13 protein-coding genes are annotated in these 13004 nt (G+C 47.1%); all 13 read right to left on the bottom strand.

The window, feature by feature from the left end; translation table 11 throughout:
• Positions 1-39 precede the first annotated feature (39 nt).
• Positions 40-351 carry an iron-sulfur cluster biosynthesis family protein gene (locus RRU94_RS09100; RefSeq protein WP_251271332.1) on the bottom strand — a complete coding sequence of 104 codons (312 nt, stop codon included), beginning with the start codon at positions 349-351 and terminating at the stop codon, positions 40-42.
• Between the two features lie 72 nt (positions 352-423).
• Positions 424-1482, bottom strand: a complete 1059-nt coding sequence (locus tag RRU94_RS09095) for a DUF871 domain-containing protein (protein ID WP_315693827.1) — start codon at positions 1480-1482, stop codon at positions 424-426.
• A 54-nt stretch (positions 1483-1536) separates the two neighbouring features.
• Positions 1537-2901 (bottom strand): PTS transporter subunit EIIC, encoded by a 1365-nt coding sequence (locus tag RRU94_RS09090; protein ID WP_315693826.1) that lies wholly within the window; start codon positions 2899-2901, stop codon positions 1537-1539.
• A gap of 46 nt (positions 2902-2947) precedes the next feature.
• Positions 2948-3802, bottom strand: a complete 855-nt coding sequence (locus RRU94_RS09085; RefSeq protein ID WP_315693825.1) for a MurR/RpiR family transcriptional regulator — start codon at positions 3800-3802, stop codon at positions 2948-2950.
• Entirely contained in the window at positions 3799-4710 is a 912-nt protein-coding gene (gene murQ, locus RRU94_RS09080) for an N-acetylmuramic acid 6-phosphate etherase (protein WP_410493039.1), read from the bottom strand. Before murQ ends, RRU94_RS09085 begins: the two co-directional genes overlap by 4 nt.
• 247 nt (positions 4711-4957) lie before the next feature.
• On the bottom strand, positions 4958-5812 hold the full coding sequence (locus RRU94_RS09075) for an HAD family hydrolase (RefSeq protein WP_315693822.1): 855 nt from the start codon (positions 5810-5812) through the stop codon (positions 4958-4960).
• 89 nt (positions 5813-5901) lie between these two features.
• A complete protein-coding gene (locus RRU94_RS09070; RefSeq protein WP_251271324.1) occupies positions 5902-6168 on the bottom strand; it encodes a phosphocarrier protein HPr in 267 nt (88 codons plus the stop codon).
• A gap of 144 nt (positions 6169-6312) precedes the next feature.
• Positions 6313-6948 (bottom strand): phosphoheptose isomerase family protein, encoded by a 636-nt coding sequence (locus tag RRU94_RS09065; protein ID WP_315693817.1) that lies wholly within the window; start codon positions 6946-6948, stop codon positions 6313-6315.
• A gap of 87 nt (positions 6949-7035) precedes the next feature.
• Entirely contained in the window at positions 7036-7890 is an 855-nt protein-coding gene (locus tag RRU94_RS09060; RefSeq protein ID WP_315693815.1) for a MurR/RpiR family transcriptional regulator, read from the bottom strand.
• A 129-nt stretch (positions 7891-8019) separates the two neighbouring features.
• On the bottom strand, positions 8020-8529 hold the full coding sequence (locus RRU94_RS09055; RefSeq protein WP_315693813.1) for a DUF3231 family protein: 510 nt from the start codon (positions 8527-8529) through the stop codon (positions 8020-8022).
• Positions 8530-8626: 97 nt separating this feature from the next.
• Entirely contained in the window at positions 8627-10111 is a 1485-nt protein-coding gene (locus tag RRU94_RS09050; protein WP_315693811.1) for a UxaA family hydrolase, read from the bottom strand.
• Positions 10080-11543, bottom strand: coding sequence for a tagaturonate reductase (locus RRU94_RS09045; RefSeq protein WP_315693809.1), 1464 nt, complete (start codon positions 11541-11543; stop codon positions 10080-10082). The genes RRU94_RS09050 and RRU94_RS09045 overlap by 32 nt, the downstream gene beginning before the upstream one ends.
• Entirely contained in the window at positions 11512-12957 is a 1446-nt protein-coding gene (gene uxaC / locus RRU94_RS09040) for a glucuronate isomerase (protein WP_315695890.1), read from the bottom strand. Before uxaC ends, RRU94_RS09045 begins: the two co-directional genes overlap by 32 nt.
• Between the last annotated feature and the right edge of the window lie 47 nt (positions 12958-13004).

The following is a 13004-nucleotide window of genomic DNA, read 5'->3' as shown; positions in this document are numbered from 1 at the left end:
AAGTATGTAAAACAAAAAAGAAGCAGCTTCTGCTGCTTCTTATGCCCGCTCTAATTTTAAATTGTAACGGTAGGTTTCTTCGGCTGATGTCAGCTTGTAACCCATCGCCGGGTTAAAGTCGAGTGCAATATGGTCATGGAGATTTTCCTGGCTTTCTTTTGAAACAAGAAACGGAATGCCTGAGACGGTAAACAAATCATCGCCTTCTTTTTTACGATCGATTCGTAGATGATATTCGGATGCAATCGAACAGCTGCCGATAAAAATCGATTCAATCCGGACTCCTTCGTTTTCTCCAAACTCATACTTTTTCAGTTCTGCTACAGCGGCCGGCTTTACATTAATATTCATATCCATCACCTCCCTTTTCTTTTCCCCAGAACGCAAAAAAAAAATCATCGATGGCGGGGCAAGAGCCGATTATTATTCCCAGTGAATGATAAAGCGCCCGCCCGGCCCTACAAACGAAAGCAGCGGCAGGTCTTCCGCCACGATTCTGCCAATCACGTTTACTTTTTCATCGGCCGGCAGGTCATTCAGCGTAATTTGCATTTCCCCGGCATAGCGTAAATACCGTTTGTTGTCGACGGTAATCGTTCCTTTCGGCCGCTCAACCGTTTGAAAAGGCTCTACTGTTTTGTCGCCGGTTTGGGCAAATCCCCTTGATTCAACGGAACGAATACAATCTCTTGCCGGGTCCGGTCGGTTCGTTTGAACGTCCGCATAAAGAGTGACATCCGCAAATGGTTTTGCCCGCAGCGGAATACATTCGTCCTCCTCGAAGCACTTAAACTGCCGGAAGGCTTCATCTGACAAGTCCGGATCACCAATCAATACTTTTTGCGTATGCAGCTGACGGATCAGCTCAAGCGCCGCCCCAAAAGGCGCCCGGTTCCGGTGCTTCTCTAATGTAGGCAGTCCCTGAAACAGCGGGCCCCGCTTATGGCGGTCCCCCGGAACAAACGCCATGGTACTCAAACCGAGCGAAAGGAGCCATTTATTTTTTTCTTCTATGTAGGCTTCTCCAAGTCCTGTTTCCGAACGCGGATAAAAATTATGCCACGCTTCGATGCGGCTGATATCCGCTCCAGCCGAAAGAATGTCTTCGTATTCACGCCGGGTCAGCGTACTGGCATTGAGTACTATGTTCATCCTTTTAGAAAGATCCGCAATCGTCTTTCCGGCCATACCGTAATCTACGCGCAGCCCGGTAACACCCCACTCAAGCAGCTCTTCGGCCCGGTCCATAGACAAGCCAATTTTCTCAAGCGATGCGGGAGAAACATCCGCAAAAAGCGCCATCCCTGTTTCCCGGGCGAGCCTGGCAAGCTGGCGGAACCGGCCGTGAAGCTGTGAGGCATCATCTTCAGGAATATGCAGCGATGTAAATACCCACTGAAAGCCATGCTGCTTTGCTTTCTTCACATATTGCTCTTGCTTTTCTCCTATGTCTTCATTTAAATAAACCGAAATTCCAAACATACGCATCCTCCTTATGTAAAAAGCGCAGAAGAGACTCTCTGCGCTTTGCTTTCTTCATTCATCAAACTCTTTGGCCATTTCATCTTTAAAGCCGAACAAATACGTAAATGCAAAACCGGCCGCATACGCAATAATAAGTCCGGCTAAATACAATAAAATTTGATGCGGAAGAACAATAAACGAAAGCGGCAGGCCGGAAACCCCAATCGCACTTGTGGCGACGTTGAAGTATGCTTGAAACGCGCCGCCAATACCTGCACCGAGGCAGGCGGTCAAAAACGGCCTTCCGAGCGGCAGCGTTACGCCGAAAATAAGCGGCTCGCCGATGCCGAGCATACCGGAAGGAAGAGATCCCCCTATTGCCCGCTTTAATCGTTTTTTCTTTGTTTTCATATAAATCGCAAAGGCAGCGCCCACCTGGCCGGCTCCACCCATGGCCAAAATAGGAAGAAGCGGATCATCGCCGATGGAATTGAGCAGTTCCAGGTGAATCGGTGTCAGGCCTTGATGAAGGCCGGTTACCACGAGCGGCAGAAATGTTGCGCCAAGTACAAAGCCAGCGACAATTCCGCCTATATCTAAAACAGCCAGCAGACCGTTTGTAATCGCGTCAGAAATAAAACCGCCGATCGGCATAAAAATCACATACGTGACAATACCAGTAATTAGCAGCGCAACCGTTGGCGTCACGATAATATCGAGCGACTGCGGCACCCCTTTACGAATCCAGCGCTCTACATAAGCGATGAAAATAGCCGCAAACAAAATTCCAATCAAGCCGCCGCGCCCCGGTACCAATGCTTCTCCAAACAATGTAACGCCTTCAATCGCCGGATTGATGACCAAAATGCCGGCCAGCGCACCAAGGGCAGGTGATCCGCCAAACTCTTTTGCTGCATTTAAGCCGACTAAAATGCCAAGGTAAGCAAACAAGCCGCTGCCAATCGCTGTTAAAAGAAGGGCGGTTTGTGAATCAGCCGCCAGCCAGCCTGCTTGAATAATTGCTTTCGATATACCTGTAATCAATCCGGATGCCACGAGTGCCGGAATGAGCGGAATAAAGATACTCGATATTTTACGCAAAAACAGCTTAAACGGCGTGGCGTTTTTTTCTTTTAATTCTGCTTTTACGGCCGCTGCACGGTCTCTCAGCATCTTTCCATCTGACGCATCCATGATCTTGCTAAACTCTTCTGCGACTTTATTGACTTTTCCCGGTCCTAGAATCACTTGAATCGTTTCTTCTTCGACCACTCCGAAAACCCCGTCAATTTTTTTAATCGCCTCTGTATTTACACGCTCATGATCTACTGGTGTTACTCTCAGCCGTGTCATGCAGTGGGTAAAAGATTCGACATTATCCGGCCCGCCTAAACAGTCGGAAATTTGCTGTGCAATCATTTTATTTTCGTTTGTCATCCCCGCTCACCCTTTCCCCGTATTTCAACCCTTTGTTTCCCCTTTTTTATTTTGATTCTTTTAAAAAGCTGATCGCTTCTCTTGAACGATCAATATACTGTACTGTTTGATCAAATTCTTTTGTTGCCACACCCATAAATAACACATCAATCACAAACAATTGAGCAAAGCGTGAAGCGGTTGCAGCGCTTCTAAGCGGTGCTTCGCTTGATGCAGATGTAAATAAGTTGATATCTGCCAGAGACGCAGCGGCAGACGATCCGTACTTGGTTAAGCTGATCGTTTTGACTCCCCGCTTTTGGGCGAGAGACAGGAGACGTGCGACTTCCTGCGTTTCTCCTGAAAACGAAATGCCCAAAAGCACATCATCCGCTTCCGCATTGGCAATCAGGGACGCCACTAAATGTGTATCGGTAAAAGCCGTTGCGTTTTTGTGAATACGCAGCAGTTTTTGCTGGGCATCCATCGCAATTAAGCTCGAAGCGCCGATGCCAAAACAGTGAACCGTTTTCGCACCCGCCAGCGCCTCGACTGCCGCCTCCATTTGCCCGTAATCCATCAATTCGGCTGTATCCGTTAAGCTTTGAATTCCATTGCTCAATGTTTTCTGTGTAATACCAGCAAGCGTTTCGCCGCTTTCAATGTCCCGGTACCCTGTTTCCGGTACTTTCACTAAATCACCGGCGACCCGGACTTTTAACTCCTGAAACCCTTTAACCCCCATTGATTTGCATAAGCGAATCACTGCCGCGCTGCTTGAGCCAGCCATTTGGCTGATTTCGCTTGCTGTAGCATGGAGTAGTTTTTCTGGCTGCTCCAAAATAAACTGGGCGACTTTTTTTTCTGAAGGAGGCAGCTGGGGCAAAATGCTCCGCAGCCTGTTTAATCCCCCGGTAGTCATTGGCTGCTTCCTCCGCGTGCGCCCCCCATTTTAACGGCTCGGCGCACATATCCTTCCGCTTTTGTTAACAGCTCTTTAGCTTCTTTGAACGGCACGCCGCATTCGAGCATCACAATCGCTGTTTTCACTTCGTTTCCGGCTTCATCGAGTGTTTCTTCTGCCCGCTTTCTTGAAACGCCTGTTACCCGGACAATTGTGTGAACCGCTCTTTGTCTCAGCTTTACATTACTCACGCGCACATCAACCATTAAATTTTCAAACGCTTTGCCCATTTGCAGCATGGAAGCCGTCGAAATCATATTTAAAATCATTTTTTGTGCTGTGGCTGCTTTTAAGCGTGTAGATCCCGTTAACACTTCCGGTCCGACCACGACTTCGATTGGCTGATCAGCATACGCGCTGATTTGGGCGTTTTTATTGCAGGAAATGGCAGCCGTTTTGGCACCGATTTCCCGGGCATACGCGAGTCCGCCCTTTACGTAAGGGGTCCTGCCGCTTGCCGCTAATCCAACGACTGTATCCCTTTCTGTTAATCCGCGGCTTTTGAGGTCCTGCCGGCCGGCGGCTTCATCATCTTCTGCTCCTTCAACCGCTTTTACAAAGGCGTGCTCACCTCCCGCGATAAGGCCCTGTACCATTTCAGGCGGTGTGCTGAACGTTGGCGGGCACTCAACCGCATCGAGCACACCGAGACGGCCGCTCGTTCCAGCGCCCATATAAAAAAGACGGCCTCCTTTTTGAAACGAGTGAAGCACAAAGCCAACGACCTGCTCGATGGCGGGAAGCACTTCCTTGACAGCTTCTGCCACGCCATAGTCTTCCTCGTTCATCATCGTTAAGATTGTTTTTGTATCTGCAGTGTCTATCTGCATGGTACGGCTGTTTCTTGACTCGGTCGTCAGCTGCATCAGCTTTTCTTCCAACCAAATCCCTCCTCTTAAATAATGCCATCATTGTAACCGCTTTGATTTTAAATTTCAATATTTTTTAATAACTATGAAATAATATTTTAAAAAAGACATAAAACCTTTGAGAATATCCACAAAGGTTTTATGTCTTTTTGATGAAAGCTTTCGCTGGTGAAGATAGGCAGGCGGATTCAGCGTCTGTCCTATAGAAAAGTCCGCCGGCTCATCGGCTGTCCAGCTTGAGCCTTTACTGCATTAAAAAATCGATCGCTTCTCCAATGCCGTTTTCATCATTTGAAGCGGTTACGTGCTGTGCTGCAGCCCTAACGGCTGCCGGCGCGTTGCCCATGGCAATACCGATCCCGGCACATTGAAACATCGAAATGTCATTGAAGTTATCACCGATGGCGGCTGTTTGGGAAAGCGGCACGCCAAGCCGCAGAGCAAGCTCCTTTAAAGCACTGCCTTTCGTTGCACCGCGGGGCGAAATTTCTAAATTCACATAATTGGAGCTGCTGGCTGCTTCCACATCCGGCAGACTCGTTTTGATTTTTTGTTCAATCTCCCGAAAATCGCCCGTTTCACTGAAAATGGCCATTTTCGATATATCCGGATGGTTCTCAAGCCACTGGCCGATGTCCGGTGTCACCCGTACCCGGCATTCCTCTAAATATGCATTTCGCCGTTCCTGCAAGCCGCCTGTTTGAACGAGCGGAAGAACATTTTGATCTATCCATTTCTCATTCCAGCGGTTCTTCTCTGGTACAATCAAGTCGTTTCCTTCATATAAATGAACGCATATGTTTTCCTTTTCGCAAAATGAAACAAATTGCTTTAAACCTGCATAAGAGAAGGTTTTTTGATTGAGCAATTCGCCCCTTTCATCGTGAAGCACTGCACCATTCAATGAAATAATAGGTGTTTTCAGACCGAGCGTCTCACCAATCCAGCGCGTGGCCAGCGGCGTCCGTCCGCTGCAAATGACGACCTGGCCGCCCCGCTCTTCAAAGGAACGAATCGCCTGGATTGACCGCTGATCAATTTCTTTTTCTTCATTTAAAAGTGTCCCATCCAAATCAATCGCAATCAGTGAGTAAGCCATTTCATTTCCTCCACATTTCGATTTTTATGTATGAAAAAACGGAAAGAAGGGACTCTTCTTTCCGTTTTAAGAGAAGACTTGGGCAAAAATTATTCGCCAAGACCTTGAGTTTTAATTGTTTCGCCTACAGCTTCGATTGCTTGATCTTCGTCAGCACCAGCAGCTGTTACTGTGATTGACGCGCCTTTTGGAATACCAAGGGACATAACGCCCATGATTGATTTTAGGTTTACTGTTTTGCCGTTGTACTCAAGGTTTACATCTGAGCTGAATTTTGAAGCTGTTTGAACAAGTACTGTAGCCGGACGAGCGTGGATACCTGTTTCATCTGTAATTGTAAATGTTTTTTGTGCCATGTTAAGAAAACTCCTTTGTCGTTAAAATTGTACGCTGTTCCTATTATAAAATAAACTGCACACAAATACCACTAAAGTGCTGTCGCATTTTAGCGTAAAACAAAAATCCCTGCTTTTTCTTGTCTCATTGAAAAAAACAGAGAATTAAAAGGAAATTTCTTTTAACTCGTATTCGAGAATATAAGTTGACGCTGCCTGTGACACAAGACGGATAAACAGGCTTTGCAGCCATACCCGCCCGAAGGCGATTGAATGTTGATCCAAATCCAGCTTTATATTGATATTGGCCGGCATTTTCTCCTCTGGTTCTTGACCAATCAGAATACTTGCTGTCATCGCACCGCTTTTCCGTGCGTATCTTAAGCTGCTCTCCGTATAAGAGGGTGCCTCGGCCGCAAAGCAAATGACCATATCACGAGGCCCCACCTGAAGCTCGTTTAAATCCATTCGTGCTAAAAGCTCATTTCCGCCCGATTTTGGGCAGTATTTTTTTCCAACAATATAGTTTTGCAGTCTCAATGGTCCGTTTAAATCGGTTATATGAATACGCTCGCTTGCCCGAGGCGTCAGATAAATTAATCGTCCGTTTTTTTGAATCGTTTGAATGGCCGCGATCACCAATTTTTGAATCGAACCCATTTCTTCTTTTATGCTTTTGAACATGGTGGAATCGTTTATTTGACCTGAGTGTAACAGTTCGTTGATGTGACGGAAACAGTCAAATGTGTCTTCATCTGCCACTTGCTTAACATCTTGTACGGTTTGCATTTTATCACTCATTTCTCTTGAAGCGTCCCAACTTCTATTATACGCCTGAGAAATAAAAATACAATTTTTTCAGCACATTTTATGAAATTTTATTTTTTATTATTTTTTTAGTTTTGAAACAGCCTCAGATGCTTTTGCATAGGGCTCCTCTACATAAGAACCAATTTGATGAAAAACCGCTACGTAAAGAGCATCAATCATATTCATCTGAACGGTTCTAGAAGCAATGCTCCCAATCCGCTTTTCATGCTCCACCATTGGTGTTCCAAGAATAATATCGGCTTCTTTGTACAAAACCGATTTGCCGACAGTCGTAATGGCGATGACGGTGGCGCCTCTTGATTGGGCAAAACGGGCGAGCTCAATAACGTCTTTTGTTTTGCCTGATGTGCTGATTGCGATCAACACATCTCCCTTCTGCATATGGGCAGCCATCGAAAGTGAAAAATGAAAATCTGGCGTCATGACCGCATGGAAGCCAAGCTTCGCAAATTTATAGTGTCCGTCAACGGCCGCAGCAGCAGAACCGCCTACTCCATAAAATAGGATCATTTTCGATTGAAGCAGTGCCTGGACAGCTTTAAGCAGCTCCCGCTTATCCAACGCTGAAAGGGCAGCGTCAAGCGCACCCCGGTTCACGTGGGTGACTTTGTTAAACAGCTCATAGGGCGAATCTTTAGACTGCAGCAATGAAAAGTCATTAACACTCATGGATGTATTCGACAATTCTTTGACGAGTGTTAATTTAAACGTTTTGTAGCTTCCAACCCCAATCGTTTTGCAAAACCGGATGACCGTTGCTTCACTGACTTCTGCCCTTTTCGATAACTCCCCTGTTGTCATGTTCGGTACAAGGTGGGCATTGTTTAAAATAAAGGACGCTACTTTTTGTTCTGCCGCGCTCATTTCACTGCTTTGAATTTTTATTTTTTCCAGCATCGATGTTCCGCTCATTCGGCCCCTCCTGAATGTGTTGTTCTTATCTTATCGGACAGGCTTAAAAAGCGTCAATTGGTGCTGGCACAATTGGTTCTATTTTCAGAAAAAAAACAGGACTGTCTGGATAACAGCCCTGCTTTTTCACTATGCGTTTACGTGGCTCATATGAAGAGGCGGCACGACAAGCCAGCCTTTTTCTTTTAAAAGCCTTAAGTTGGTCTGGCCAAGTTTCGCTTTTGCTGTGTGAAACTCTCCGAACATCATCGCAATGTCTTCACGAATACACTGTGCCATTGCCTGGCTGTGCGCTGTTAAGCCCATGCCGATATCCTTTCCGATCATCGACGCAATTTCCGGGTCTTGAATACGCGCCCCCGGCGGAATGCTTTCAAGATCCGCATGCGGACGTTCAGGAGGCTCCGGCGGGATCGCTACGCCATTTTCTCTTAAGATTTCATCCAAGCCTGCCATTTCCGCGCGTGCCAACATTAAACCTTCCTCGATCACTCTTTTTAAATCGCCATCACCGGCATGGTTTAACATCGTGCTGTAAAAAGCGGCTGCGCTTTTAGCGGCCAGGGAGCCTGCCCAGACAGCAGCTACTTCACCGTAATGCAGCGGCTCATCTTTTGGATTTCCACTTAAAATACCCATCGTATCCCTCCATCAAAGTAAGTAGTGTGTGCTTGTCTGCACACGACTAGTATTTTGAAGTGGAAGCCATCCTATTCAGAAAGTTCAGGTCTGTTCCTTACAGCGTTACGCCTGTTTTAAAAATAGCGAGCTCGCGGAAATTATTCCTTTCATTATTCACCCATTCACCGCTTGCTACCCGGATAATATATTGAATAAAATCCTCAAGGACCAGGTCTGCTAATACGTCTTCAATCAGCGCTCCGGCATTGTAGTCAATCCAATGACGCTTTTTCTCGTAAAGCGGCGTGTTTGTAGCGATTTTTACCGTCGGCACAAATGAGCCAAATGGGGTACCGCGCCCTGTTGTAAAAAGAACCATCTGACAGCCGGATGCCGCTAAAGCGGAAGACGCCACCAAGTCATTTCCAGGAGCGCTTAATAAATTCAGCCCCTGCTTTTTCAAGCGGCCTCCATACGGAAGCACATCCACGATTGTCGATGTGCCGGCTTTTTGCGTGCAGCCGAGTGACTTATCTTCAAGCGTTGTGATGCCGCCTGCTTTATTGCCCGGCGATGGATTTTCATATACCGGCTGGTTGTGATCAATAAAATACTGCTTAAAATCGTTGATCAGCCCGACAATCTTCTTGAACACTTTCTCATTTTCGGCACGCTCCATCAGAATGGTTTCAGCTCCGAACATTTCTGGCACTTCTGTTAGTACGGTCGTGCCGCCCTGGGCAGTGAGAAAGTCAGAAAACCGGCCCAGGAGCGGGTTGGCGGTAATACCGGAAAACCCGTCTGACCCTCCGCACTTTAAGCCAATTTTAAGCTCAGAAAGCGGTACTTCCTCCCGGTGATCATGGGTTGCGGCTTTCCAGATAGCGTGCAGGCATTTCACCCCTGCCTCCACTTCATTTTCTACGTCCTGTGAAAGCAGAAATTGAACACGGCTTCCATCATATTCACCGAGTGAATCACGCAGCTCATTAATATTGTTGTTTTCGCAGCCAAGCCCAAGCACCAGCACTCCGCCTGCATTTGGATGAACAATGGCATCCGCTAATATTTGTTTTGTCTGGGCATGGTCATCCCCAAGCTGAGAACACCCGTAATTATGTTTTAAAACGAGCACATTTTCAAAAGGCGTAATATCTCCGTCTCGTTCCTGCTTAAACTGCTCAATGATCAGGTCGGCAATACCGTTTACACAGCCAACCGTCGGGACAATCCAGAGCTCGTTACGAATACCAACACTTCCATTGGCACGCTTGTAGCCTTTAAAAACCGCTGTTGATCGTTTAAATGGATTATCGTTTAATTTTTGCGTAAAGATATAGGTCTGAATATCGTTTAAATTGGTTTTCACGTTATGCGTATGAACAATGCTTCCCCTTTTAATGGGCTTTGTGGCATGCCCAATTGGAAACCCGTATTTAACAACGTTGTTATTTTCTTCGATATCCTGCAGCGCAATTTTATGCCCTCGGGCTGCATCCTCTGAGAGCTCTACATCCGATTCGATGCGTGTTCCTTTCGGCAAATCCCGAAGCGCTACAGCGACATTATCACGACCGTTGATGATCAGCGTATCTTTCACCGTGTGCACCTGCTTTCTTTAACGTATCGATGATGCCGTTGCGTTCAATGTGAATCGCAAAACGGGCTGTCTGGTCTGTCAGGCCGGAGATACGGTTTAAATCCTGGCCCCACAGCGCTTCATATCCGAGTACATTTCGCACAAGCTCTTCAATGGCTTCATCTGTACCATTACATGCACGCCATTGATCACGGAAAAAATCGACGATATATGCTTCATCCGTTTCGCTTTTTTTGTATACATGAATCCAGGCAGCAAGGGCAAGCACCATCCGCTGAGGCACTTCGCCAAATGCTTCTGCATACTTGATCAGTACCGGCACATTCCTCGTTTTAAATTTCGGTATCGCATTCAAGGCAATGCTTTTCACATAATGTTGAACAAACGGATTGGCAAACCGGCTTAATACTTCATGTGCAAAAGCGGTCGTTTCTTTCTCTGGCAGCCCAATCGCCGGGATAATCTCCTCGAAAATAAGCTCTTCAACAAAAGCATTTGTATCGCTGTTCGTCACGGTTTCTTTTACCGTTTCGATCCCTGAAAGCAGCGCAATCGGCGTTAACGCAGTGTGTGCCCCGTTCAAGATAAACACTTTGCTTAACCGGTACGGAGCCAGTTCCTCTACCACTTTCACATTCAATCCGGCCGTATGAGCCGGAAACTCTTCAGCCAGCCAGCCAGGTCCTTCGATCGCCCATAAATGATAATGCTCACCGACAGTCATCAACTGGTCTGCAAAGCCAAGCTCCCTTTCCAGCTCTTCTCCATCCTCTTTCGGATAGCCCGGTACAATCCGGTCGACCAAGCTGTTGCAAAATGTATTCGCTGTCTCCACCCATTCCGCGAAGATCTCGCCGAGCTGCCATGCTTTTGCGTAACGCAGCACCATTTCTTTTAACACTACACCATTTCGGTCAATCAGTTCACACGGAATGATAACAAGCCCTTTACCCGAGTCTCCATTAAAATGGGTAAACCGTTTCCATAACAACGCTGTTAATTTACCTGGAAAACTGTTTTGCGGGCGGCTCTCCAGCTCGTCTTCCTCGTCAAACGCGATGCCGGCTTCGGTTGTGTTAGAGACGATAAACCGGAGATCCGGGCTCGCTGCCAGCGCCATATACTCGTCGTATTGGTCGTATACATTCAGCGCCCGGCTGATCGATTCGATTATTTCATGCCGGCGCACGGCTTTGCCGTCCATCATCCCCTGAAGAAAAAGGCTGTACAGCCCGTCCTGCTCATTGATCACATCAGCGGCACCGCGTTTAGTGGATTGGACAACTACCACACTGCCGTTAAAATCTGTTTCTTTATTCATCCGGTGAATTATCCAGTCGGTAAATGCTCTTAAAAAATTGCCTGTGCCAAATTGAAGCACTCGTTCCGGATATTCTGTTTTACCGTGCGCTGTTTTGGTTAGACGCTGCAAGAAGTCCGCCCCCTTTTTCATCTAAGCCGAAGTTAAAATAAGCGGCCGCGTTTTCAAAGCAAATCCCTTTGACAATTCCGCCAAGAAGGTCCATATCATTCGGGACTTCTCCCTGCTCGACCCACGTGCCGATTAAATCGCAGACAAGACGGCGGAAGTATTCGTGGCGTGTGTAGGACAAAAAGCTGCGCGAATCCGTCAGCATGCCGATAAACTGGCTGAACAAGCCCAGATTGGCCAGTGCTTTCATTTGATCAAGCATTCCGTCCTTCTGGTCATTAAACCACCAGGCCGTCCCAAACTGAATTTTGCCCGGTACGCCGCCTCCCTGGAAGCTGCCTGTTACACTGGCAATTGTGTAGTTGTCTTTCGGATTTAAAGAATACAGTACCGTTTTTGGCAGGCTGCCCTTCCTCTCAAGAGCGTCCAGCAGCCCGACAAGCGGCTTTGCAAGCGGCTCATCATTCATGCTGTCATAGCCCGTATCAGGACCGAGGCGCCCGAACATACGCTCATTGTTATTGCGGTGGGCATGCATATGATACTGCATCACCCAGCTCCGTTTGGCGTACTGCTCACCGAGGAATGTCAGCGTGTATGTTTTGTACTTTGCTTCTTCTTCAACGGATACCTTTTCGCCATTTAACGCTTTTTTGAAAATGGCACCGGCTTCTTCCTGTGTAGTCTCAGCGAACATCACCTGGTCGAGTGCGTGGTCGGATACTCGTCCGCCCGTTTGGTGGAAAAAGTCAATTCTGGCTTCGAGCGCTTTTAAAAATGCGTCGTAGCTGTCGATGTGTATACCTGCTGATTCTGAAAGTGCCGCCGTCCAATCCTTAAAACTGTCACGGTTAAGTTCAAGGCCTTTATCCGGACGGAATCCCGGCACGACCTTTACCTCAAAATCACCTTCTTCTAACAGCTTTTGATGGTACTCGAGTGAATCAGCTGGATCATCTGTTGTACAAACGACTTTTACGTTGGAATTCCGGATCAAGTCACGCGCACCCATGCGCCCGCTTGCCAGCTGCTCGTTTACCTTTTCCCAAATGGCCGGTGCGCTTTTTTCATTTAACAGCTCGTGAATGCCAAAGAACCGCTGCAGTTCAAGATGTGTCCAGTTGTAAAGCGGGTTGCCGATTGTCATGGGAACCGTCTTTGCCCAGGCAAGAAACTTATTGTAGTCATCAGCGTCTCCCGTGATATGCGACTCCTCTACCCCATTTGCCCGCATAAGCCGCCATTTGTAATGGTCCCCATACAGCCACGCTTCCGTTATATTGGCAAACTGCTTGTTTTCATAAATTTCTTTCGGGCTTAAATGGCAGTGATAATCGATAATCGGCATTGCTTTAGCCCAATCTTCGTATAATGTAACCGCTATCTTGTTGGTCAACAAAAATTGATCATCCATAAATGCTTTCACATTTCCCATCTCCCTTTTTCTTAATAACAACGTTG

The sequence above is a fragment of the Domibacillus sp. DTU_2020_1001157_1_SI_ALB_TIR_016 genome, from assembly GCF_032341995.1.
In the GTDB taxonomy this organism is placed as follows: domain Bacteria; phylum Bacillota; class Bacilli; order Bacillales; family Domibacillaceae; genus Domibacillus; species Domibacillus indicus_A.
This window is presented reverse-complemented; position numbering and strand designations above follow the sequence as displayed.

What these genes read in the sequence shown, in the direction of transcription:
- RRU94_RS09100 (WP_251271332.1), bottom strand. Translation starts at nt 351, where the DNA reads ATGAATATTAATGTAAAGCCGGCCGCTGTAGCAGAACTGAAAAAGTAT.
- RRU94_RS09095 (WP_315693827.1), bottom strand. Translation starts at nt 1,482, where the DNA reads ATGTTTGGAATTTCGGTTTATTTAAATGAAGACATAGGAGAAAAGCAA.
- RRU94_RS09090 (WP_315693826.1), bottom strand. Translation starts at nt 2,901, where the DNA reads ATGACAAACGAAAATAAAATGATTGCACAGCAAATTTCCGACTGTTTA.
- RRU94_RS09085 (WP_315693825.1), bottom strand. Translation starts at nt 3,802, where the DNA reads ATGACTACCGGGGGATTAAACAGGCTGCGGAGCATTTTGCCCCAGCTG.
- murQ (WP_410493039.1), bottom strand. Translation starts at nt 4,710, where the DNA reads ATGCAGCTGACGACCGAGTCAAGAAACAGCCGTACCATGCAGATAGAC.
- RRU94_RS09075 (WP_315693822.1), bottom strand. Translation starts at nt 5,812, where the DNA reads ATGGCTTACTCACTGATTGCGATTGATTTGGATGGGACACTTTTAAAT.
- RRU94_RS09070 (WP_251271324.1), bottom strand. Translation starts at nt 6,168, where the DNA reads ATGGCACAAAAAACATTTACAATTACAGATGAAACAGGTATCCACGCT.
- RRU94_RS09065 (WP_315693817.1), bottom strand. Translation starts at nt 6,948, where the DNA reads ATGAGTGATAAAATGCAAACCGTACAAGATGTTAAGCAAGTGGCAGAT.
- RRU94_RS09060 (WP_315693815.1), bottom strand. Translation starts at nt 7,890, where the DNA reads ATGAGCGGAACATCGATGCTGGAAAAAATAAAAATTCAAAGCAGTGAA.
- RRU94_RS09055 (WP_315693813.1), bottom strand. Translation starts at nt 8,529, where the DNA reads ATGGGTATTTTAAGTGGAAATCCAAAAGATGAGCCGCTGCATTACGGT.
- uxaC (WP_315695890.1), bottom strand. Translation starts at nt 12,957, where the DNA reads ATGGATGATCAATTTTTGTTGACCAACAAGATAGCGGTTACATTATAC.